Below are 23,549 nucleotides of genomic sequence, written 5' to 3'. Positions count from 1 at the left end.
TATTGAATATCCGCAACAAATATAATCCAAGCTACTCAATCTCTCAAGAAAAAGCCAGATAGTCGTGGTATTCCACACTCACTCCCCTATATCACCGTAGCCGCTTAGCATAAGCACAAGGAAACCAAGATTATTTGGAGCATTTGAGGAACTTTTCCCGACGCATCACTTCAAAGAACCGTGAAAATTTCGTCTAAGCAAGCAATAATTTTCCGCCTTTTCCACTTTCTGGAGTTCTTACCATGCGTTTGCCAGTTTCGATTGCACTTCTGTGCATGAGCATGTCGGCGATGGCCGCCGACAAAATTGAAGACAAATTCGCCCAACTTGGCGAATTACTACCCACCCCGACCTCAATCCGCGCCGCATCTGGCGCACCGGGTCATGCCTACTGGCAGCAACGCGCTGATTATGTCATTCGTGCCAAACTCGACGAGTCCAAGCGCGCAATTACCGGCGCAGAAACTATCACTTACCACAATAATTCGCCAGACACTTTGAACTATGTGTGGGTGCAATTGGATCAGAATATTTTCCGTCCAGATTCCGATGCCAATAAAACACGTACATTGCCGTCACGTGACGCTTGGAAAAATCCGAACGCAGTGAGTTTCCAAGCCATGGAAGTCTTGAACGAACGTGAAAATTTTGATGGTGGCTTCAAAATCGCCTCCGTCAAAGGCGCAAATGGCCAAGAACTCAAGCGCGTTATCAACCGCACCATGATGCGTGTCGATTTGCCTCAGCCTTTGAAGCCAGGTCAACAATTCGTGTTCAGCATCGATTGGAGCTACAACATCGGCAACGGCAAATTGCTCGGCGGCCGTGATGGCTACGAACACTTCAAAGAAGATAAGAACGACATCTTTGAAATCGCCCAATGGTTCCCTCGTATGGCCGCTTACTACGATGTGTACGGCTGGCAGCACAAGCAATTCTTGGGTTCTGGCGAGTTCACTTTGGAATTCGGTGATTACGACGTGCAATTGACAGTACCAAGTGATCACGTGGTTTCCGCTACTGGTGAATTGGCCAATGCCGATACCGTGTTGACCGCGACACAGCGTGAACGCTTGAAACAGGCGCGCACTGCCAAGACACCGGTCGTGATCGTCACGCAAAAAGAAGCGGAAGAAGCGGAAAAGAAACGCGCTACCGATAGCAAAACCTGGCACTTCAAAGCCAAGAACGTACGTGACTTCGCTTGGGCATCTTCTCGTAAATACATCTGGGATGCACAAGGTTACAAAACAGGTACTAGCACTGGTTTAGCGATGTCTTTCTATCCGAAAGAAGCGAATCCTTTGTGGGGCCAATATTCCACACAAGCGATCATTCATACAATCGAGCAATACAACAAATTCTCTCTCGACTATCCATATCCGATCGCGCAATCGGTCAATGGCCCACAAGGCGGTATGGAGTATCCAATGTTGTCTTTCAATGGCGGTCGCCCAACCAAAGACAAAAAAACGGGTGAGTTGACTTACTCCAAACGTACCAAATACGGTTTGATCAGCGTCATCATTCACGAAGTGGGTCACAACTATTTCCCAATGATTGTGAATTCCGACGAACGTCAATGGACATGGATGGATGAAGGTTTGAACTCCTTTGTGCAAAGCTTGGCGGAACAAGCTTGGGAAGAAAATTATCCTGGCACACGCGGTGAGCCACGCGGCATCGTTGACTACATGAAGAGTCAAAACCAAGTGCCTATCATGACCAACTCTGAATCAATTTTGCAATTTGGTCCAAACGCTTACGCCAAACCAGCTGCTGGCTTGCACATCTTGCGCGAAACAATTTTGGGTCGCGAGTTGTTTGACTTCGCCTTTAAAGAATACGCACAACGTTGGAAGTTCAAACGACCAACACCAGCTGATTTCTTCCGCACCATGGAAGATGCTTCCGGCACAGATCTCGACTGGTTCTGGCGCGGTTGGTTCTACACAACAGACCCTGTCGATATCAGTATCGATGGCATCGTTGAGTACACCATGTCCAGCAAAGATCCTGAAGTAGAAAAAGCATGGCGTCGTGCACAGTTCCAAGCGGAACCAATCTCCACAGCCAATGCAACTGACAAAGGCAAGTTGGAACGTCGCCTTGACTCTCATCCAGAGTTGCGCGATTTCTACAACGAGCACGATGACTTCACCGTAACGAATCGTGATCGTAATACTTATGCCGACCTGATGAAGAGCTTGGAAGAGAACGAAAAAGCCATGCTCAAGTCCGGTAAGTATTTCTACTTGGTTGACTTCTCCAACGTCGGCGGCTTGGTCATGCCTTTGATCTTGGAAATCCAACTGCAAAGTGGCAAGAAGTATGTTGAACGCATTCCAGCAGAAGTATGGCGTTACAACTCCAAGAAGCTCACAAAGTTGATCGTGACAGACGAACCTATGGTTGGTATCACTCAAGATCCTTATTTGGAAACAGCGGACATCGACACCAATAACAACTCATGGCCACGTAAGATTACAAAGTCACGTGTTGAATTGTTCAAGATGAATTTCCCACAAGGCGACATGATGCAGGATTACAAAATGCCGTTGAACACGGACAAAAAAGATCCAGCAAAAGATGCTAAACCAGCTGACGCTAGTGCAACTCCGGCTGCCGCAGCACCGGCTACTGCAGCTCCGGCAGCAACTCCTGCACCAGCGGCTGCAAAACCTGCAGCTCCAAAGGCTGCAAAGCCTGCGAAAGCGCCTGCAAAAGAAGTAAAATGATGCATTCGTATAAGAATTGAATTGTTCAATGTTTTTATCTCGCATCAAAATTGGCCTAGTTACTGCACTCATGATGGTGAGTGCAGTAGCTTACGGCCATCGTTTTCATGCTGGCATCACTGATGTCAGCATGAATCCTCGTAGTGGCAATACTGAAATCGTGCATACCTTAATGGCGCATGATGTTGAGGCACTTCTTGAAAATCTCTATCAACGTCAATTTGATCTCAGCGATCCTGATGATGTGGAAGTTTTCAAGAAATACTTCGAAAAGCAGTTCTACATTTTGAATCCGCAGAAAGAAAAGCTCAAAATCACGTGGTTGGGCTTACGCGTCGACCCCAATAATGTTTTCATCTACCAAGAGATCGAAAATCAAAAAGTAAAATCAGACTTCGTCATTCACCAAGCGGTCCTGACTGATTTCTTGGCTGATCAAGTTAATACTTTGAACTACAGCGACGGTAACAACAAAGCCGTGCAAACCTTAACTTTCCACCGCAACCAACGCGAACTCAGCTTGGCTGAACTTGCTCGCGCCAGCACTCCTTAGAAAATCTTACATTCGATATGAAACTTCGCATTTTGGCACTGAGCATTGCTGCGCTCGCTCTCCCTGCACATGCCGACGACTCGGTGATTCATCGAGTCAGTATCGACGGTTCTCGCAGCAGCTTACTTGGTCTACTGGATGCAGCGAACGCTGGATCTATCGGTCAGAAGAAGCTCGAAGCCATGGTGACTTATCGCCCAGGTGAATTGTTAGAAGCAATTCCTGGCGTCATCGTCAGTCAACATAGTGGCGAGGGTAAAGCCAATCAATTTTATTTACGCGGTTTCAATCTCGACCACGGCACCGATCTGCGCACCACGTTGGACGATATGCCTGTGAATCAACGTAGTCATTCGCACGGCCAAGGCTGGACCGATATGAACTTCTTGATCCCTGAGTTAGCCGCTCGTATCGACTATAAAAAAGGTCCCTTCTCAGCCAGTAATGGCGACTTCGCCTCCGCTGGCAGTGCCGCCATCACCTACGCCAATCGTTTGAGTCAAAATATTTTTACTGGAACTGTCGGTCAAAATAATTTCCAGCGCGCGTTACTGGCAGGCTCGCCTGAATTCGGCGCTGGGAATATCTTGTACGCTGTTGAAGCGACCCACAATGACGGCCCATTTATCAAAGGCGATCAATTTCGTAAACTGAATGCGGTCTTACGCTACGCCGAAGGCTTTGCCAACAACGGCTACAACCTGACTGCCATGCTGTATCGTGGCCAATGGAATGCAACCGATCAGATTCCGTTACGAGCGGTCGACGCTGGCCAATTGAATCGATTCGATAGCATAGACAAAAGCGATGGCGGTGAGGCCCATCGCTATAGCCTATCCGGCACCTGGCGCCGCACGAGCAGTGATGATGCCACCAAGTTTAGTGCCTATCTGATTCACAAACAGCTCGATTTATTTTCGAACTTCACCTATTTTATGGACGATCCCATCAATGGCGATCAGTTCAGTCAACCCGATAAGCGCGTGACCAGTGGCCTCAATGCCAGCCATACTTGGCACTCACATATCAATGGCAACAACACGGATCTCACCATCGGCGCGCAACTGCAAAACGATAATATTTTTAATGGTTTGAATAAGACGAAACAACGAGCGCTCTTATCAAATGTTCGTCTTGATCATATTGTCGAAACGAGTATTGGCACTTATCTCGATCTCAGCACGCGCTGGTCCGAAGTGTTCCGCACCAATGCCGGTTTGCGTTACGATCATTACCGTTTCGATGTACTCAGCGATAGCGTCGAGAACTCGGGAAGGTCGAGCGATCAATTATTCAGCCCGAACTTCAACATCGCTCTCGGCCCCTGGCGGAAGACTGAGTTTTTCATCAACGTTGGCAATGGTTTTCACAGTAATGATGCAAGAGCGACACAAACTCGCCTTGATCCGCAGTCACTTGAAAAAACCGATAGATCGCCAGGCCTCGTGCGGTCACATGGCAAAGAATTAGGATTACGTAGCGAACTGATACCGCAAGTGCAGACCAGCGTGTCCTTATACCGCCTCGATTTCGATTCAGAACTCAGTTTCGTCGGCGATGCAGGCACCACCGAAGCAGGTGCGCCAAGTCGCCGTGATGGCATTGAAGTATCGGCTTACTATCAAGCACAAAATTGGCTCAATCTTGAACTCGACGCGGCCTATGCCAAAGCCCGTTGGAAAAACGCAGTTGCGGGGCAAGACCGCATCGTCGGCGCGATTGAAGGCGTGGTGCAATTCTCGGCCATCTTCGACAAGCTTGGGCCATGGTCGGGCGCCTTACGCTTACGTTATTTTGGTCCACGGGCACTGTTGGAAGACAACAGTGTGCGGTCAAAATCAAGTGCCATCTTGAACGGACGAATCAGTTACAAAATCAACCCCGGCCTCAAGCTAGAGCTAGAAGGTTTCAATTTGGCCAATCGCAAAGATTCGGCGATTGACTATTACTATGCTTCGCAATTAAAGGGCGAATCTCAGCCACAAGATGACATCCACTTTCATCCGCTCGAGCCACGCTCATTCCGACTGATGTTAGTGAAGTCATTTTAAGAAATCACATACATTAGGACTTACATTAGCACTTACTTTAGGCTTCATCGTTTTTTGATCGCTTCTACAGCTTCAGGTACACTCAGTTCCTCACCATAAAGCCGTGCTATGCTCTCACGCATACTCGTCCTGCTGCCGGAGGAAACATGAAACGTACGCTTCGTTATCTCGCTATTTTTCTGGGAATCGTGATCTTATTGATAGGCGCTCTATTGGCCTATCTTGCACTTGTTTTTGATCCGAATTCTTTCAAAACTCAGCTAAGCCAACTTGCACAAGATAAGTATCAGCGAAGCTTACGCATCGATGGTGATATCAAACTACGATTCTTCCCGAAGATCGGCGTCGACCTCAATCAACTCACATTATCAGAACATCAAAGCGCGCAAAATTTTGCTAGCCTTGGGCAAGCACGCGTTTCCTTAGCGGTGCTGCCCTTGATCAGAAAAAAACTGGTGGTCGATCAAGTGGTGGTCCGCGATCTTCAGGTACGCCTTAGTCGCGACGTCGATGGGAAGACCAATGTAGACGATTTCCTCAAGCAAAACGAGGCGATGCCAGCGAGCTCAAATTCGCAAGCCAAACAAAACAGTCCGCTAGAATTCAATATCGATGGGATAGAGATCAAGAACGCCAAACTCCGTCTTGAAGATCGTAAGAACAATCTGATTGGCGACATCCTATCCTTTGATCTCACTACTGGAAAAATCGGCGGTGAATCACGCTCACCGATTCAATTAAAAACCCACATCGCTTTACAGCAACCCCGTCTTGATGCACATCTCGACTTGCAATCCGAATTGGAATTAAACCTCGCTGCACAAGCCTTCCTCTTACGCGATCTCACCTCACAAATCCAAACAAAGACAGGCGCTGAGACACTTCAGCTTAAGCTCAAAAGCAAACAATTAGGATACCGTTCACAACAACTCGTCAGCGATAACACGCAGCTCGAAGCACAACTCTCTGGAGCGGAGAGTCTCCATCTCAAAATTGCGAGCGGCAAACTCGAATCGAGCACAACACCATGGCGACTTGATCAACTCTCACTCAATGTTGAGCAAAACAAAAATGGCGCAATTCGCCAATTTAATTTGAGCACAAGCCCGACTTGGCGCAATGTAGAGCAGGAACTCACATTGGCTCAACTTCAAGCCGAAATTCTCATCAAAGATCCACAACTCATGCAGAAAGAGATACGGGTGCCGCTCAAGGGTGAGGCGTCATTAAAGCTAGGCGAAAAACAATTCCGTACGACGATACAAACACAGTTTGATGAGAGCAAAGCCGACATCGCACTTGCGCTCAAGAACTTCTCCAATCCTTCGATCGATTTCAAGATTGACATCGATCAGTTCAATCTCGATCGCTACGTGAAAAACGAAGTGCAGGATCATCCTAGCAACGCTGAACAAACCAAATCACCTCTCAATTTGAAGTGGATAGAACCACTACAAGTACGCGGCAATATCGCCCTCCATCGATTACAGGTTAAGAATTTGAAGATGAGCGAGATCTCATTACCCATTGCGATTGAGGGCGGCGTGATCAATCTCAACCCGATTCGTGCCCAACTTTATCAAGGCAATTTAAACGGAAAAATCCGCGTCTCGAGTGACAATCAAATCTCCTTAGAGCAGAGCCTCAGCAATATCAATATCAATCCCTTGATCCAAGATTTTTTGCGTAAAGACATACTGGAGGGACGTGGGTCGATTGATTTGGCTCTGCAAACTCATGGGAGGCTGCCTGAGGAATTTAAACGCCACTTAAATGGCAAACTGGCCGTAAAACTCAATGATGGTGCTGTGAAGGGCATCAACGTCGCCAAGTCTTTGCGCGACTTCAAAGCCAAAATCTCAGGGCGAAGCGATCAGCAACAAAACGCGAACCAGCAAGAAAAGACGGATTTCACAGCGATGAGCGCGAGTATGCAATTCGTGAATGGGATAGGCAACAGTAAAGATTTAGACATGAAATCCCCATTCTTACGCATCGGCGGCAGTGGCGATGTGGATCTACCCGCTAGCAAAGTCGACTATACCGCCAAGGTCGTGGTGGTCAATACGGCGACTGGCCAAGATGGTGCTGATCTGGCGCAGTTAAAGGATATCTCGATCCCGATTCGGCTGAGCGGTCCATTTGATCACATTCAATATCAAATCTTATTTAGCCAAATCGGCAGCGATGCTTTGAAAGCCGCCTTCAAGGCCAAAGCTGCACCTGCAATCGAAGAGAAAAAGCAAGAGCTCAAACAAAAAGTGAATGATCAACTGAAAGATAAACTAAAAGGTTTTCTGTCGAAGTAATTCCTTGAAATTTTTGATTGAAGTCCTAGGCATCATTGCCAAACTTGGGATACGCAATAAAAAACCCAAGGACCAAAACATGGTCCTTGGGCCAAAGTTGCACACATCCCCGGGGGAGGTGTGTGCCACACACTTTTACAACCCTATCAGTTAGGATCAGAAGTTATAGCGCGCACTTAAACGTAAATAGCGTGGCGACTGATACACCGTGCCATTTTTGTAGTTCATGCTAAAACGACCCGGTGGTGCTTTACTGGTGCTACGACTATAGTCGCTGCGTTCTTGCCATTCCTGTACTGTGCGACTATCGAACAGATTCACCAAAGAGAATTGTATGGTCAGATTATTGCCAGCAATTTTGGTATCGTAGTTGACCGATAAATCCAATTGTTTCGTCCAAGGTGTGCGTTCGCCAGAGCCGCGCGGATGTAGTTCACTGATACCGGAGGCGTTCAAGCAGTAATAACTAGAAGCGCTACCATACGCGCCTGAGCCGCCCGAAGTAGTGCCGCTGGCGCCGAGGTAGTCTGGCACGGTGGTAGGCACGAAGCCGAGACAACTTGTGGCGCGCCCCGAAACGACTCGAGAATTAAAGCCCAATGTCCAGTTATCGTTCACTTTGTACGAGCCGTAAAACTTGAACTGGTGGCGACGATCATTTGGTAAGTAACCAAAGGCACCATCAGTAAAGGAACCAAAGTCGAAATCTTGCGTAATACCCGCATCACCTTGATTCAGGTTTGATTGCACGTAACCTTCAGCAGTACCACGACTCTTCGACCAAACGTAGGAGGCGCCGCCACCCCAAACACCGTCAAACGGACGATCTAATGAGAACTCCAGTGCATCGTACAGACGTTCATAACGTGCCAAGCCGAGATATTTCTTCGGGATGGTTCCATACACCAGTTTGCCATCACCATTCAGATCCATCGCAAGAGTCAGATCTTCACCAGGATTCATCAAGACACATCCCGCTAATGAATGCCAATCGAATTTAGCGTAGCCTTGCTCTTTTGCCCACTTCGCAATTGGCGCGGTACCACAGTAGTCATCCATACCAGCGTTGACTTTTCGTTTCGTATATTTCACGCCATAAGAAAGACTCTTGTCCCATGCTTTTTGGAACCCGAGAATAAACTCGTCTTGGTTCATTGGTTTCAAGTTTGGATCTGCGACCGTCGCTGGGTTTGGCAAACGATCCGATCCATTGATAATTGCTTGACCAATTTCTTTCAGACCAGTCGGCACTGCAGTCTGACCGTCCTTACCCGTGAATGTGTAATAGCGCGTCTCAGAATATTCAATGCGGGTGCCGCGGATATTAGTGTTCGATGCCACTGGAATATAGTAACGACCGGCATTGCCATAGATCTTCAGGGTAGAGTCACCATTCACATCCCATGAAGCGCCGAAACGCGGCGAGAACAAATTTTTCTTCTTAACGAAGCTGACGCCATCTGAGTTGCGATTATCAAACGATTCCCAACGCAAGCCGCCATAGGTCACCAGATTTTTGACTGGTCGCCAGTTATCTTCCAAATAGGTCGCATCATTAATGACGCGATAGATCCCGGAAGTTTGATAACCATCGGACACAGTGACATATTCAGCGCCTTTTGCCACGACATTGGGCACCCCATTCACCGCACCATCTTTGGAAAATGCATAGGCGTAGGTTTTGCCGCCAGAACTATTCACACTTCCCGCTTGGGCCGAATCGAATACTTGATTATCGATCCCTGCACGGATGGTATGTTGCCCCCAAATGTATTCCAGATCCAAACGTGTGTTACGACGCTTATCGAAATTCTCACCCGCTTTTGGATCACGGGTAGAAACTGCTGGCCACGCATAGCAGCCTTGACGTTGACCCGACGCAGGCCCCGTCACAGCAGGACAACTTGGATCATAAGGACGTGACGCTCCAGCACCCTTGGTCAGTCCATAATACGCATTGGTGCCGCCATGGAGCAGCGAAACAGAAAGATCGTCCGTTATATAACCGGTGTACTTACCGATGATCACGTTGGAGATCGACTTATTTGTGCTAATACGCGGATCACCAAGGTGCTGAGTCACGTAATTTTGGCCAGTCGGGTTGAGCCAAGTATAGCTCGTCGACTTTGCACTGTTTGAGATCCCTGTGAGCTCAAAACGATGATCGCCATTCGGAACGAAATCGAGCTTGACCATTCCAGTCGGTGTTCCTGATTCGGAAGCACTACTCGAAGTTTTACCGTAAGCATCTGAATTGGCCCGCGATTGCGTCACCATCCCCCAGATAAATAACTTATCTTGAATCAAAGGACCACCCAAATTGAAATTCACTTCAGTGGAATTACTCGTACTGGCGCGACCAAACAAGTAATAACCGTTCGGATTATCCAGGACTTCGTAATCAGGCGTATTGAGACCTTTCGCATTCAAGCCTTGCGGCGACCAAATGACAGCGGCGCCGCCTTTCCAAGTATTAGTACCACGCTTCGTCGTAAGGCCGACCACGCCCCCCAAAGAGCGACCATACTCCGCCCCATAGCCTCCTGTTTTCACTTGCTGCTGCTCGATCGCATCAAACGGCAAACTTGCAAAGGACAGAAAGTTACGAATGTTCGTGACATCCATACCATTGATGTAATATCCGTTTTCCGCAATGGATGCGCCGCCGAATGATGGGAGGTTTGCCAGACCAGCATCGCCTTGCACAGTTCCAGGTGCGAGCATCGCAACCGCGGTCGCACTTCGTGCAATCGGCATCGATTGAATTTCAGCCTGCGTGAATACGGTGTTTGATTCAGTACTTGAAACGTCAATCGCGCTGCGTGTTCTAGAAGCCTTAATCACCACAGTGCTGGCGTCTTCCAGCCTTACTTCCGATCCCGTTCCCATCGCAACTTCGATCTCACGGCTCATGCCATTCGCGGAAATCCGATATTTCCCGGGCGCGACCTTGCTGAAGGTAAAGCTACCGTCTGCATTGGCTTCAATCTGGCGGGAACTTCCATTTTCCAAGCTTTGTAAGGTTACTTTGGATTTGGCCGTAGTTGTGCGACCAAACACAGAGCCGTCAGAACTTTGCGCCATGGCAGCCCCAGCGAAACAAACGCTAATTGCCAAAGCCATCATGGTTTTTCGAACGACATTTTGGTGTCTCATGTTTTTCATTATTTTCCTTTCCTGTGTATTTTTGTGTCTCAACATGAAAAATAAATTCCATGAAGAGGCAAAAATACTAATTAAGAAAGCAATCAAAAACAATAAAAAAGATGTCTAGATAAGTAGAATTACGACATTTGTAGTAAATGCTAAAAATTTACAACAAGTTATGTTTAAGCTGCTTGAATTTTTTTTAATGAAGCCTGTTTTTTAGGCGAGTTTAGAAACTTTTCCCCATAAAAAGTGTCGCGAACTAGAAAACATATGAAACTTTCCATCCGGCACTAAATGTGGCAACTTTAAGAATAGCTATTAAAGCCGATGACAATAATTCCTTCAACGCATCAAGATCACAATCAAAGAATTAAGAAAATAAATTTCCTTTATTGCGATCGAGTCAAAATCCAACTCATCCCGCTTTTACGAAATATTCGCCACTAGGACTAGTTCCAAAAAATCAGCTCGCTAGTTCTCTCGTTGACTACTCAATGGCTGCGCAGAAACGCATGATAGAGACTCCCTTAGTTCATCTCAACATGCCATGCAACGACGCCATTTTCTTCTTAGTAGCGCTTGTGTCTTGGGCTCCAGTCTGATTCCCAATTTCAGCCAAGCCGAAATTCAAAGTCCTAGCGATGCCATCAACAAATCCGGTCGTCAACGCATGCTTTCGCAACGCATCGCAAAGGCCTACATGCAATTAGGCTTGTCAGTCGATCTTGAGCAGTCTCGTCGCATCTTCGATGCTTCGATTGCCAGCTTCGACAAACAACTGATTGAACTCAAAGTCTTTGCACCAACGGCCGAGATCAAAAACCAACTTCAGGTGGCCGAGAAACAATGGCTCAACTACAAAGATTTGCTCATTGGACGAGCCCCTAATCAAAAAGATGCGAAACAAATCTTGCAACTCAGTGACCAGCTACTCGTGGTGACCGAAGATTTAACTAAACAATTTGAATTGCACGCCAATTCAAAGACTGCTCAACTCGTGAACATCTCGGGCCGACAAAGGATGTTGTCGCAGCGCATGGCAAAGTTGTATCAAGCCGCGCAGTGGAAACTGACCAGCCATGATCATGTACGAGAATTAGAACTCTTGCGTAAAGAATTTCTCGCCAATATGGACGTGTTGGAGCAAAACAGTCAAACGCAGAGACGCTTACATGACGAGCTGAAACTGGCGCAGCAGCAATGGGTTTATTTTGACTACGCCATCAAACAACAAGGTGAAAATAAGCTGAGCCAGCAGCTCTCCACTACCGTCGCCACAACCAGCGAACGTATCTTAGAGCAAATGGACATTGTTACTGGCATGTTCCAAAACCTCAACGCCGCTAAATGAAATAGCCGCTTCAGCTTTGCACTGCGCGTCGCACTTCATCAAGATCTTGAAGGAGCGGAATGGTGGCAGGTAGTAAGGGTTGCACATCGACAGCACCTTGCCAAGCGAAGGCCTGGCCCTCGAGGCTTTGCGGTTCACCTTCCCAGTGGCGTGAGATGTAGAAGTGCAAGCGCACATGGGCGTGCGGATAAACATGCTCAACGCAACACCAAGCTTCAGCGCAAACGATGCTCACACCGAGCTCTTCCATGAATTCGCGCCGCAAAGCGCTTGCCACGTCCTCGTTGGCCTCAACTTTCCCACCAGGGAATTCCCAATAGCCGGCATAAGGTTTCCCCTGCGGGCGTTGTCCCAACAGGACATCTCCATTCGGGCGCATGAGGATGCCAACCGCAACGTCAATGGCCTTGGCGCTCGCATTGGGCTCCTGGCCTAGCTTTGCTTCTGGCTGCGTTGCATTTGATTGCCTGATTTCTGATTGCGTCATCGATGCTTGCCTCTTTACTCTATGATCCGCAACGGCTTACAGGATGCGTCCGGCATAATCACGTGCGAACTGCCATGCGACACGTCCGGAACGTGAGCCACGTTGCAGCGCCCATTGCAAAGCTTCGGTTCGAGACGCTTCGATTTGCGCTTCGTTACACTGAAAACTGCGCAACCAATGTGCCACGATATCCAGATAATCATCTTGACGGAAGGAGTAGAACGACACCCACAAGCCGAAGCGCTCGGATAAGGAGATCTTTTCCTCGATGGTCTCGCCCGGATGCAAATCGCCATCATCGCCGTGCGTATACCCATCGTTATCCGACACATTTTCTGGCAATAAGTGACGTCGATTGGAGGTCGCATAAATCAGAACGTTGGGCGATGTCCCAGCGATGCTGCCATCCAAGGCCACTTTCAAGGCCTTGTAACTGGCTTCACCATTTTCAAAAGACAGGTCATCGCAAAAAAGAACGAATTTTTCTGGACGTTCCGCGACTAAGTCAACGATATCAGGAAGATCACCCATATCGCTTTTATCGACCTCAATTAAGCGCAAACCCTGCTCCGCGAATTCGCGCAAACACGCTTTAATTAAAGACGATTTTCCGGTGCCACGTGCTCCTGTGAGCAGCACATTGTTGGCCGGCTTACCGCTGACAAACTGACGTGTATTCTGTTCAATTAATTGTTTTTGGCGATCGACGTGCTTCAGATCTGCCAAGCTTAAACTCGCTTGAATTTTCACCGGCTGCAAATACGCATGCTGATAACTTCTTTTGCGCCAACGAAACGCCGTACTCGCGGTCCAATCTGGCGCGACAAACGGAGCTGGCATCAGCTGTTCAAGACGTGTCAGTACACCTTCTGCACGTTGGAGGAATTGTTCTAGCGAGCTCATGATACAGATTGATATCGATCGATAAAGACAAACAAAAGATCAAGTTTATTCACTAAGCTTGACCTCCGTTCAAAGAAATTGTGAAGTGACTGTGATGTGAATAAAACAGCGCACGATCTGCATTTCGGCTGCGCTGTTCATTCATGTTTACTACAAGGCCTCAGAACGAATTCTTCGCCAGACGTTAGGAACGGTAGTCAGCGTTAATAGAAACGTAGTCATGCGACAAATCGCAAGTCCAAATCGTCGCATTGGCAATGCCGCGCGAGAGCTTCACACGTATCGTAATCTCGCTTTGCTTCATGACACGTTGGCCATCTTCTTCACGATATTCTGGGTTGCGCCCACCATTCTTAGCAACCCACACATCATCCAAATACAAATTGAGTTTGCTGACATCGAGGTCATTCACGCCAGCATAGCCAATCGCTGCCAGGATACGTCCGAGATTAGGATCAGAGGCAAAGAAAGCAGTCTTCACCAAAGGAGAATGGGCGATCGAATAGGCGATCTTGCGGCACTCTTCCACATCGCGGCCTTCTTCAACTTCGATGCTGATGAACTTGGTTGCCCCTTCACCGTCACGCACAATCATGTGCGCTAACTTTTGCGACAAACCAATCACCGCAGTCGCCAAAGCTTTGTATTCGGCCGATTCAATATCATTGATTTCCAAGGCTGATGCGCCTGTTGCGATCAACATGAAGGAATCGTTAGTCGAAGTATCGCCATCAATCGTAATGCTATTGAATGAATGATCAGCAGCTGTCTTCACCAAATGATCTAACACCGGTTGCGACACCTTCGCGTCTAAGGCCAAGAAGCCGAGCATGGTTGCCATATTCGGTTTGATCATGCCAGCACCTTTACTGATACCGGTCATGTTGACGCGCACGCCGTTGATCACCACAAAAGTCGATGCCGCTTTCGGCTGCGTATCGGTGGTCATGATGGCTTCTGCTGCGTCTAGCCAATTATTCTCGCTCAAGCTCGCGATTGCAGCAGGAATGCCAGCGATCAAACGATCGACTGGCAACTGTTCCAAAATAACACCCGTGGAGAATGGCAAAATCTGCGAAGGTTCACACTGGAGAAATTCTGCCAATGCCGCACAGGTGGCATTCGCCGCAGCCAAGCCAGCATCACCGGTACCAGCATTCGCATTACCGGTATTCACGATTAAAGCGCGAATAGGGCCGGCCGCCATATGCGGGCTTTCCAAATGGGCTTTACAAACTTGAACCGGAGCTGCGCAAAAACGATTGGTTGTGAACACGCCAGCCACCGTGGCAGTTGGCGCCAAACGCATGACCAATAGGTCTTTACGATTCGCCTTACGAATACCCGCTTGTGCAAATCCCAGTTCGATACCCTTCACTGGCTTGAGATCTGCAGCGACGGGAATAGGAGAATTAACTGCCATAGTGCCTATCCTGAAATGAAAATTAAGCGCACATTGTAGGATATTTTTCGCCTTCCCCTAGTGCAATTACGTGATTTCCTGTGGATTCGAGTTGATTACCCCGCCCCATTGTCAAAACGCGTTGCAAAACGTCACAATCCAAGAGCATTTCGTCAATTTTTTTGCACAAATGCCAGTATGTATCCATTGCAATCGCGAATGGCGAACTCGCGCGTACCGTAAGGCATCTCTTGCAGTGGCCATACCATCTCACAACAAGATTGCAAGCGCCCGAACCAAGCGTCCACATCGACGACACCGAGATAAATCGTGCCACTCATGTGCGGTTGAGCTTGCCACAAGTCTAAATCCGTCAACATGATTTCCGAATCGCCACAAAACACCGAAATACTGTGTTCGTTGAGATCCTCAGTGCGCAACTTCAACACGTCTTCATAAAAGCGTCGGCTTTGCTCAATGGCGTGGCAGCGCAACAGGACAGAAAGGCTCATATATTTCTAAAGAAATCAGAAGGTAAAAAATTGGAAGCAGATTAGAAGGAGACTAGAAGAAGCTACTGTCAGTTGCACCGAGCCACACACTTCAAACATGCTCAACGATGATTGAAGGGGGGAGCTCGTGGCGACGCTCCTCGTCACGCGCTATCCAAGCGCTCGCTCAGAAAAAAATCAAACAGCGTCGCTATCAGCGAGATCAGCTTCACAGCGTTGACGGAACAAGTCAGCGATACGGCGGGCAATCGCGTGGCTATCAGAAAAAGATTCGTACACTTGCTGCGCCCACTGCCAAACTAGGTCGATATATTCTTCATCGTCGTGTGCAGCATCGACATCGGTAACGGTCATCTTTGCGCGATGTGCGGCGTCAGGTTCAATCACTTTCTCGGCGGTGTGCTCTTCTTTGTAATCATCCAAGACTTCATTGAGTACCGTGGTCAAATCATAGTCCCACTGTATCTGGTCGATTAAAATTAAATGGAGACGTGCAAGGTGAAAATGATTATTCCAACGTGCATGAATCAAAGTATGTTGTAGGGCGTGAGCATCCATGCACAAGAAAATGGTCATATGCTCAAGACCTTTTTCTTTGGAAATTTTGTGAGTGATCTTACCGGCCGTGGCGACACATTCGGTAATACCATGCAAGGTGTCGGAACCACAAAGCTGGCACTGACCATCTTCGATGATTTCCAAATCATTCTTTGCTGCTTGCTCAACCCACTTTGGCATGATGACCTCCCACACGTTGAGGATGATCAGTCGTTACGCGTGAAGCCAAACGCACCACATCGAAACCACTGACGACTTCATCATAAAGCAGCTAAAAAAATTAAACCAGTGCTGTGTTGCGTGCCTTCGGCTGTGGTTTTATAGCACTTTCCTTGTTCGAAAAATCCAGCTAATCTACAAAGATTAGCGCTGACGTTCCTTCTCCCACAAAACATCATTGCCACCCGCATAACGATTCAATACCCGCGACAAAACGAATAACAGATCTGACAATCTGTTCATATATTGGCGTGGTGCTTCATTGATTTGCTCTGCTTTACCAACACTGACAATCGCACGTTCGGCACGACGGCAGACGGTACGGCACACATGAGCGATCGCCGCCGCGCGAGAGCCGCCAGGCAAAATGAAATCTTTCAAAGGTGGCAAATCTGCGTTGTATTTTGCCAATAAGGCGTCGAGACGCAACACCTGCGCTTCTGTGATCAAGGTGTAGCCCGGAATACACAACTCCCCACCCATGTCGAACAAATCATGCTGAATTGATAGCAACTCTTGCTTCATGCCATCCGGAATATCTTCGCAAATTAAGACACCAAGTTGCGAATTCAATTCATCGACATCGCCCATCGCATGAACGCGCAAAGCATCTTTATCGATACGACTACCATCACCAAGACCGGTGGTGCCAGCATCTCCGGTACGTGTCGCAATTTTTGAAAGTCGATTTCCCATTTGATTTAACTCACTTTTTGAATTCTGAAGACGACGGCTGATGCCCCATGTTTTGTGCAAAAAAAGTCTGGTGAAACACAGGTCTCGCGGAAGAAAACCGCAAGGATACTTGAATTTCAGATCAGCTGCATATTTGCTGGAAAGCGTAGCTCATCAATGTTGAGGTAACATCAAACTCACCACCAGGCCACCAGACTCACGGTTATTGAGGCTAATGCGTCCACCATGTGCTTCGATAATCTCGCGCGCCAACGCTAAACCCAGGCCCGTGCCGTGGCGTTTGGTCGAGTAAAATGGCACCAGCGCGTTCGACATCACGGTATCACTCATACCCGGACCACGATCCGCGACTTCAATACGAATACCATCAGCACTGCGACGTAATTCCAAACTCACACCATCAGGCGGCGAACCCGATTCGTGCGCATTTTTCAGTAAGTTCAACAGTGCTTGTTCCATCTGAGCGCGATCAAAATTGGCTGGCGTTTCTGGAATTTGTCCGATCAATTGAAAGCTCATTTGCGCCTGCAAGGCATCAATAAATTGTTGCCAGTGCGTTGACTCGAGACGTGGCGTCGGCAGTTTCGCAAATCGTGCGTAACCATGAATAAATCCTTCAAGATGCTTGGCGCGATCGGCAATCGTACTCAAAATTTCCGGCAGACGTTGATATTGCTGACGCTCAACCAAGGCATTCGCCGAGTGCGCCAAGGATGCGACGGGGGCCAGTGAATTGTTGAGTTCATGGCTAATCACGCGGATCACTTTCTTCCAGGTCTGTACTTCTTGTCGACGCAACTCGACAGTCAAATGCCGAATCAATAGTAGTTCGTGATCAGTTCCGTTCAGGATAAATTCTCGACGCGATAGATGATAGATTTCATCGGTATCGTCTTCGTCCACAGAATGCGTTGGGGCTGTTGTATCGCCTAGATTCACCTCTTCGTCCCGAACCGACTTCTGTGCATGCACCGTGAATAGGCCATCACCGCCCTGCGCCAAGGCCTCACGTAGTGAAGGTGATAGTTGCTGCAAAAGTTCTGGCAAGGTGTAGCCTTCAATCTTACGCCCACGATTAAGCAATTGGCGCGCCGTGATATTGGCGAACACAATATGCCCGCGCTGCCCAATCAATAGCATGGCGACTGGAGTGTTCTGTAGCATACTATCGAGTAATAGCTCACGTTGCACCAAGTCTAAACGCTGTTCACGTAATACCGCACCCAAATGATTATGCGCATCGACTAAATCCGCCATCTCATCGTTGCGGGTCCAATTGAGGCCAATCGAAAAATCTTTGTCTTGATAACTCAATACCGTGCCCGCCATGGCTCGCATCATTTCGTAGAGCGGACCAAGCACCTGCCGAACCCAAGCCAACATCAAAAAGATGGCGAGAAAAAGGAAGGCGACACTCCATTGCGGCATCGCCTCAGGCATGAAATACAGCGAAGTTTGATAAAGCCCAAAACAGATCAACAAAATCACGCTCAGACCCAAGATCAGTCGCGTATTAATCGACCAGCGTGCACCGCGTTTGACGGATGTTGAGTCTAAAGTAGGCATACGATGATCACTTTGATCCGCTGCTGTAGTGGGCTTCGTCGGCGTTGATTGGTCAGGCGCAGTCATACTGTGAGCGAAAGAAGAATGCGGAGGAAATGTAGACAACCACAGTGTAACAAAGGATACGTGGAGCGCGCGAAATTCAGGGATCAAGTCTTCACTTAAACGACATTTATCACTGCTACTGCTTGTGCGTGATCGGCATTCATCGAGGTTGGTCGATCGAGGTTGGTCGACCGCAGTGAAGCACAACAACTAACGTGAAATTCCCAAGCGATCCATGCGTCGATAGAGTGCCTGGCGACTCAGCCCCAACTCCGCTGCAGCTTGGGCGATCACACCATTTGCTCTTTGCAAAGCCTGCTCAATACTATCGCGATCAAGCTCAGTATCATTCCCGTTCGCGGTGCCTGTCGTCGCCGAAGGCAAACCCAAATCACTCGCTTGTATCACATCCGATTGCGCCAAAATGCAGGCTCTCTGCATCACATTTTTCAATTCCCGCACATTGCCTGGCCAAGTATGCGCCAGCAAACAAGCCTCGGCAGCACTACTCAACTGTTTGCCAGGCTCTAACAAAGCATGGGCGATGGGGAGAATGTCATCACCACGTTCAGCCAAAGGTGGCAGGCATAGCTCGATCACATTCAAACGATAAAACAAGTCCTCGCGAAAACTACCAGCCTTAATCATGGCGGGTAGATCGGCATTGGTCGCGCTGATCACGCGCACCTTCACTTGGCGTTCTTTATTCGAACCCAGTCGTTCAAAGCGCCCTGTTTCCAAGACTCTCAACAACTTGATTTGTCCTGCGAGTGGCAAGTTACCAATTTCATCCAAAAACAAAGTGCCACCATCAGCGGCTTCAAACTTACCTTCACGGCTTTTACTAGCTCCGGTATAGGCACCCGCTTCAGCGCCAAACAATTCCGCTTCGATCAACTCGGAAGGTATCGCACCACAATTCAGAATCACGAACGGCCCGTCTTTGACTTTGGAATTCGCTTGAATGATTTGCGCAATGCGCTCCTTACCCGCGCCATTGGGTCCTGTAATCAACACCGAGACTTCCGATTTTGCCACCTGACAGGCCATCTGCAATACACGTTCTGTCGCAGCGTCTTGCCACACGTAGCCACACAAATTAAATTGCTGTTCTAAGGCGCGTTTATGTTTGCGTTCTTTCTGCACCTTGCTTTGCAAAGCACGATTGGCTTGACCAAGTTCAATCAAATTCTTGACCGTCGCCACCAACTTTTGATCATTCCACGGTTTCGCCAGATAATCCGCCGCACCGGCTTTAATGAGATCCACCGCAGCATCCAAATGTGTCCATGCAGTAAGAAGTATCACGGGAAGATCAGGATGGCTTTCGCGGATCTTCTTAAACAGCGCGATGCCCTCTTCACCCGACGTCGTATCGGCCGTGAAATTCATGTCTTGAATGACGAGATCGATTTGATGTTGACGCAAGATCGCCAAACCTTCTTCAGGCGACTGTGCTTGCATGCTGGAGATATCATGCAAGGACAAAAGCACATCGAGTGCAATCGCAATCGATGGATTATCGTCAATAATCAAAACGCTAGGCATATCAATTTAACTTCCGTAAAAGAACACATTGTAAATTAGCACGCGACAAGCTGGCATTTTTCTTATCGCGTGTTTGATCAAAGTATTGCAAGCAGACTTCTAGGTCACTCCGCGCGTTGCTGTAGCCGGAGAAATGCTTGCAGCACGCCAGGCCGGTGCATACACCGCGATACAACCTAAAATCCAGAATGCGACAGGTGCTAGTAAGAGGTAGATCACTGGCAATTTCGTCAATTCAAACTGACTCACTAAGAACTGATTCAGGCCAAGCGCCAAGGCAGTCCCCACCACAATCCCCGTCGTAGTGATGATCCAATTTTCGATCAGGAAGTAACGCAGCACATCCAAGCGCTGAGCACCCAAGGCACGGCGCACGCCGATCTGCTTTTGTCTTTGCGAAACCCACAAAGAGCTCATGCCCACAATGCCCGAGGCGGTAATCAAGACTAGCAACAAACTCACAGCTAATAACATCCATGCTAAACCACGCTCGCTGCGATAACGCTCAACACGAAATTCTTCCATCGAACGACTAAATACATTTACCGGCGTGCTCGAAGCTTTGCGCAAGGCTTCTTCGACATCTTTCATGACACGATCACGTTGACCAGGTTCGGTGCGCACCGCATACCCAAAATACGGTTCGTTGGTTAAACGAATCGGATACAAAACCGAATATTCACCTGCCAAACCTGTCTGGGCGCCAGAAGTTTGTAAGCGCTCTACGACACCAACGATGCGATACCCGGTTGCACCGTCGCCCGTGCCTTGAAAAAGCTCTTTACCAACATAGCTGCTCGCACCGGGGAAAAGCTTCTCTGCCAAAGCTTTCGAGATGATGGCAACCTTGGGCGACTCTTGCGATGAGGCGGCATCGACCTCGATATAATCACTCGGCTTAAAATCGCTGCCCTCGACGAGACGCAAACCCCAAGTATCAACCAGCGAATCTGGAGATAGATAAATCGCCGCGCCAGTAGTGACACCCACCTGATTACGGTCGGCAGCCATGCCAGAATTGCTACCAGAACGCGAGACAGGAAAGGAATTCACACGCGCTACTGATTTCACACCGGGCACAGCACGTATGGTGGCTGCTTCTTGTTTTTGCATGGCGATTTGATCTTCATGTCCACCAAGTTTTTGGTTGCCAATATTAACTCTAAAACTGGTCGACTCGTCAGCGATGCCACTAGGGCGAGTCGCTGCATCAAGCCGAAGTTCAACCACATATAAAGCGTTGACTAGCATAGCCAGACTCAATGCTACTTGGATCGCCACCAATAATGGCCCCGTCTTGTTGCGCAATAATGCCGACAGGATCGGTCTCATTTCGGAAAAATAATTCATGATTACTCCTTACTGTTCGGGGCTTATTGCAATTTCAATTGAATTGCTGGAGTTACTTGGCAGGCGCGCCAGGTCGGTAAAATTCCAGCGAGGATCGCGGCACTGATCGACATCAAGAAAGTGACGGCCAACATCATCCAGTCCATATGCGCTACCGCGGCCAAAGCCTTCGACTGCAGTGCAATCAATTGCAAGGCACCCAGTGCTAATAGCACGCCGAGAATCGCCCCCACTAAACCGACCACGGCCGATTCAATGAGGAATTGCGCGAAGATCTCTTTCTTTGATGCGCCAAGGGCACGGCGTACACCGACCTCAGAAGCACGAACGGAGAACTTCGCCAGCAGCAAGCCGATTGTATTCACCAAACACAACAACAAGAAGCCAAAGGCCAACCATGCGGAAATTCTACTGTCGTCTCCGATCACCTTCATCTCTACCAACCACTCACGGACATTGAACAATTTATTCGGTGCTTGACGCTGAAAACGCCCTAACTTGCGTTGCTCCGCCACATAGCTATCGAGGTAAGTTTGTAATTCGGCGCGATCAGAAGCAGACTTCATCTCAAACCAGAAATGAAACCACGTACATTCAGAATCTAATAAGGCTTGCCAGCCTGGCTCGCGTGAGCTTGAGCAACTCATGCTTCCCGAATGAGGGGTTTCCCGGCGAATCGCATTGCTGAAAGGAATGAAGATTTCATCTTCACTGACGAAGGCGCCCGTTCTGCCGTTATACATAAAAAAGCGTGGGCTCTGTTTCCAATCATTGAGCACGCCAACGACTGTGTAGTCACCACCCATCACACGCAATTTTTGCCCAACCGGATTCACATTCCCAAAATACTTCTCAGCGGTTTTCTTACTCAAGACGGCGACGTCAGCGCCTGTACTATCTTCAGAAGCTTGCCACGCTTGTCCGTGCAAGAAAGGCACCTCGAACATCGCAAAAAAATCAGACGTAGTTGCGACGCCGTCGAGCGCAGAGACTCCGAGCTCTTTACGTACCGGTTCGACCACCGTACTAATGCCATACAAGCCGACGCGGCGGACACCTTTACCGCTTTTCAAGAACGCTTGCACATCTTTATAGCTGAGTTGGTGATCGACATAACTTTGACCAGGGATATAGCCTTCCTTCTGACCCGGATCGATGATCGTTGCAAATAAGCGATCACTCTTTTGTGGGATAGGGTCGCCCGACATCACATGCAAAATCGTCAGGGTCGAAACGCTCGCCGCCACACCAATGGCCAAGATCAAGACCATCAAAGTTGTCAGTACTGGATTGCGGCGTAAGCTCTTCACGCCAAGCAGAAAATAATATTGAAGCATCATCGCCACCTCGCTTAAGCGCTCTGTAACTCAGTGCTGCCCGGCACGACTAGCGTCGGCGCTTTGCGAACCAGATCAGACACTTGTCCATCAATGATGTGGACATTGCGTTGCGAACGTAGCGCCAATTCTGGATCGTGCGTCACCATCAAAATCGTGGTGCCGCGTGCATTAATCTCTTCCAAGAGCTCCATGACACTGCGCGCCATCTGTGTATCAAGATTACCGGTGGGTTCATCAGCGAGTAATAATTTGGGTGAACCCGCCAATGCTCGTGCAATTGCCACGCGTTGCTGTTGTCCACCCGAGAGTTCGGCCGGATAATGTTTCATGCGTGACGACAAACCAACTTGCGCCAAAGCTTCTTCGATCCGCTCTTTTCTTTCCTTCGCCGCCAAACCACGATAGCGCAAAGGAACATCCACATTATCGAACAAATTCAAATCTGGAATGAGATTAAAACCTTGGAAGATAAAGCCCAACTTCTCATTGCGCATTTTGGTTCGTGCGCTATCACTCATTCCGGTCACATTGACACCATCGAGAATATATTCACCGCCGGTGAAGTCTTCGAGCAAGCCTGCAATATTTAAGAAAGTTGTTTTACCTGATCCCGAAGGACCGGTCACGGTGACGAATTCACCTTGCTTGACGTGGATTTCAAAACCACGCAAAGCGTGCGTTTCTATCATATGAGTACGATACACTTTGCTGAGATTTTTCATGTGTAACATGGTGATTCCTTTCAATGCTTTTATCAGGATCTAAATTAGG

At 48.4% G+C, this 23,549-nt stretch carries 17 protein-coding genes; 5 read left to right on the top strand and 12 right to left on the bottom strand.

The window, feature by feature from the left end:
* Positions 1–242 precede the first annotated feature (242 nt).
* The 4 genes from RF679_RS03790 (at position 243) to RF679_RS03775 (ending at position 7,651) form a co-directional block, all read left to right on the top strand.
* On the top strand, positions 243–2,738 hold the full coding sequence (locus RF679_RS03790) for a M1 family metallopeptidase (protein WP_309482888.1): 2,496 nt from the start codon (positions 243–245) through the stop codon (positions 2,736–2,738).
* Positions 2,739–2,766: 28 nt separating this feature from the next.
* Positions 2,767–3,291: a DUF6702 family protein gene (locus RF679_RS03785; RefSeq protein ID WP_309482887.1), complete on the top strand. Its 525-nt coding sequence runs from the start codon at positions 2,767–2,769 to the stop codon at positions 3,289–3,291.
* Positions 3,292–3,308: 17 nt separating this feature from the next.
* Positions 3,309–5,342, top strand: coding sequence for a TonB-dependent receptor (locus RF679_RS03780; RefSeq protein WP_309482886.1), 2,034 nt, complete (start codon positions 3,309–3,311; stop codon positions 5,340–5,342).
* Between the two features lie 146 nt (positions 5,343–5,488).
* Complete coding sequence (locus RF679_RS03775; RefSeq protein WP_309482885.1) at positions 5,489–7,651, top strand: AsmA family protein; 2,163 nt, start codon at positions 5,489–5,491, stop codon at positions 7,649–7,651.
* A gap of 156 nt (positions 7,652–7,807) precedes the next feature.
* Here RF679_RS03775 and RF679_RS03770 read toward each other — a convergent pair whose 3' ends face one another.
* Positions 7,808–10,807: a TonB-dependent receptor gene (locus RF679_RS03770; protein ID WP_309482884.1), complete on the bottom strand. Its 3,000-nt coding sequence runs from the start codon at positions 10,805–10,807 to the stop codon at positions 7,808–7,810.
* A 541-nt stretch (positions 10,808–11,348) separates the two neighbouring features.
* Between RF679_RS03770 and RF679_RS03765 the strand changes: the two genes are divergently transcribed.
* Entirely contained in the window at positions 11,349–12,152 is an 804-nt protein-coding gene (locus RF679_RS03765) for a type IV pili methyl-accepting chemotaxis transducer N-terminal domain-containing protein (RefSeq protein ID WP_309482883.1), read from the top strand.
* 10 nt (positions 12,153–12,162) lie between these two features.
* On the opposite strand, the gene RF679_RS03760 is transcribed toward RF679_RS03765, so the two are convergent.
* From RF679_RS03760 to RF679_RS03710, 11 genes are all read right to left on the bottom strand, one after another.
* Positions 12,163–12,639 (bottom strand): NUDIX domain-containing protein, encoded by a 477-nt coding sequence (locus RF679_RS03760; RefSeq protein WP_309482882.1) that lies wholly within the window; start codon positions 12,637–12,639, stop codon positions 12,163–12,165.
* 36 nt (positions 12,640–12,675) lie between these two features.
* On the bottom strand, positions 12,676–13,542 hold the full coding sequence (locus RF679_RS03755) for an ATP-binding protein (RefSeq protein WP_309482881.1): 867 nt from the start codon (positions 13,540–13,542) through the stop codon (positions 12,676–12,678).
* Positions 13,543–13,726: 184 nt separating this feature from the next.
* Entirely contained in the window at positions 13,727–14,965 is a 1,239-nt protein-coding gene (argJ, locus tag RF679_RS03750) for a bifunctional glutamate N-acetyltransferase/amino-acid acetyltransferase ArgJ (RefSeq protein ID WP_309482880.1), read from the bottom strand.
* Between the two features lie 152 nt (positions 14,966–15,117).
* Positions 15,118–15,456 carry a VOC family protein gene (locus tag RF679_RS03745; protein ID WP_309482879.1) on the bottom strand — a complete coding sequence of 113 codons (339 nt, stop codon included), beginning with the start codon at positions 15,454–15,456 and terminating at the stop codon, positions 15,118–15,120.
* Between the two features lie 177 nt (positions 15,457–15,633).
* Complete coding sequence (locus tag RF679_RS03740; protein ID WP_309482878.1) at positions 15,634–16,194, bottom strand: DUF5946 family protein; 561 nt, start codon at positions 16,192–16,194, stop codon at positions 15,634–15,636.
* A 183-nt stretch (positions 16,195–16,377) separates the two neighbouring features.
* Complete coding sequence (locus RF679_RS03735; protein ID WP_309482877.1) at positions 16,378–16,929, bottom strand: cob(I)yrinic acid a,c-diamide adenosyltransferase; 552 nt, start codon at positions 16,927–16,929, stop codon at positions 16,378–16,380.
* Positions 16,930–17,082: 153 nt separating this feature from the next.
* Positions 17,083–18,495 (bottom strand): sensor histidine kinase, encoded by a 1,413-nt coding sequence (locus RF679_RS03730; protein WP_309482876.1) that lies wholly within the window; start codon positions 18,493–18,495, stop codon positions 17,083–17,085.
* A gap of 255 nt (positions 18,496–18,750) precedes the next feature.
* Complete coding sequence (locus tag RF679_RS03725) at positions 18,751–20,088, bottom strand: sigma-54-dependent transcriptional regulator (protein ID WP_309482875.1); 1,338 nt, start codon at positions 20,086–20,088, stop codon at positions 18,751–18,753.
* Positions 20,089–20,187: 99 nt separating this feature from the next.
* The gene (locus RF679_RS03720) at positions 20,188–21,438 is read right to left on the bottom strand and encodes an FtsX-like permease family protein (protein WP_309482874.1); all 1,251 of its coding nucleotides are present in this window, start codon (positions 21,436–21,438) and stop codon (positions 20,188–20,190) included.
* Positions 21,439–21,461: 23 nt separating this feature from the next.
* A complete protein-coding gene (locus RF679_RS03715) occupies positions 21,462–22,778 on the bottom strand; it encodes an ABC transporter permease (protein WP_309482873.1) in 1,317 nt (438 codons plus the stop codon).
* An 11-nt stretch (positions 22,779–22,789) separates the two neighbouring features.
* On the bottom strand, positions 22,790–23,509 hold the full coding sequence (locus RF679_RS03710; RefSeq protein WP_309482872.1) for an ABC transporter ATP-binding protein: 720 nt from the start codon (positions 23,507–23,509) through the stop codon (positions 22,790–22,792).
* Positions 23,510–23,549 lie beyond the last annotated feature (40 nt).

The organism is Undibacterium cyanobacteriorum (assembly GCF_031326225.1).
GTDB classification, from domain to species: domain Bacteria; phylum Pseudomonadota; class Gammaproteobacteria; order Burkholderiales; family Burkholderiaceae_D; genus Undibacterium; species Undibacterium cyanobacteriorum.
This window is presented reverse-complemented; position numbering and strand designations above follow the sequence as displayed.

Coding starts and splice junctions, on each gene's coding strand:
- RF679_RS03770 (WP_309482884.1), bottom strand. CDS start 10,807: ATGAGACACCAAAATGTCGTTCGAAAAACCATGATGGCTTTGGCAATT.
- RF679_RS03715 (WP_309482873.1), bottom strand. CDS start 22,778: ATGATGCTTCAATATTATTTTCTGCTTGGCGTGAAGAGCTTACGCCGC.
- RF679_RS03735 (WP_309482877.1), bottom strand. CDS start 16,929: ATGGGAAATCGACTTTCAAAAATTGCGACACGTACCGGAGATGCTGGC.
- RF679_RS03745 (WP_309482879.1), bottom strand. CDS start 15,456: ATGAGCCTTTCTGTCCTGTTGCGCTGCCACGCCATTGAGCAAAGCCGA.
- RF679_RS03760 (WP_309482882.1), bottom strand. CDS start 12,639: ATGACGCAATCAGAAATCAGGCAATCAAATGCAACGCAGCCAGAAGCA.
- RF679_RS03765 (WP_309482883.1), top strand. CDS start 11,349: ATGCAACGACGCCATTTTCTTCTTAGTAGCGCTTGTGTCTTGGGCTCC.
- RF679_RS03720 (WP_309482874.1), bottom strand. CDS start 21,438: ATGAATTATTTTTCCGAAATGAGACCGATCCTGTCGGCATTATTGCGC.
- RF679_RS03785 (WP_309482887.1), top strand. CDS start 2,767: ATGTTTTTATCTCGCATCAAAATTGGCCTAGTTACTGCACTCATGATG.
- RF679_RS03775 (WP_309482885.1), top strand. CDS start 5,489: ATGAAACGTACGCTTCGTTATCTCGCTATTTTTCTGGGAATCGTGATC.
- RF679_RS03730 (WP_309482876.1), bottom strand. CDS start 18,495: ATGCCTACTTTAGACTCAACATCCGTCAAACGCGGTGCACGCTGGTCG.
- RF679_RS03725 (WP_309482875.1), bottom strand. CDS start 20,088: ATGCCTAGCGTTTTGATTATTGACGATAATCCATCGATTGCGATTGCA.
- argJ (WP_309482880.1), bottom strand. CDS start 14,965: ATGGCAGTTAATTCTCCTATTCCCGTCGCTGCAGATCTCAAGCCAGTG.
- RF679_RS03780 (WP_309482886.1), top strand. CDS start 3,309: ATGAAACTTCGCATTTTGGCACTGAGCATTGCTGCGCTCGCTCTCCCT.
- RF679_RS03740 (WP_309482878.1), bottom strand. CDS start 16,194: ATGCCAAAGTGGGTTGAGCAAGCAGCAAAGAATGATTTGGAAATCATC.
- RF679_RS03755 (WP_309482881.1), bottom strand. CDS start 13,542: ATGAGCTCGCTAGAACAATTCCTCCAACGTGCAGAAGGTGTACTGACA.
- RF679_RS03790 (WP_309482888.1), top strand. CDS start 243: ATGCGTTTGCCAGTTTCGATTGCACTTCTGTGCATGAGCATGTCGGCG.
- RF679_RS03710 (WP_309482872.1), bottom strand. CDS start 23,509: ATGTTACACATGAAAAATCTCAGCAAAGTGTATCGTACTCATATGATA.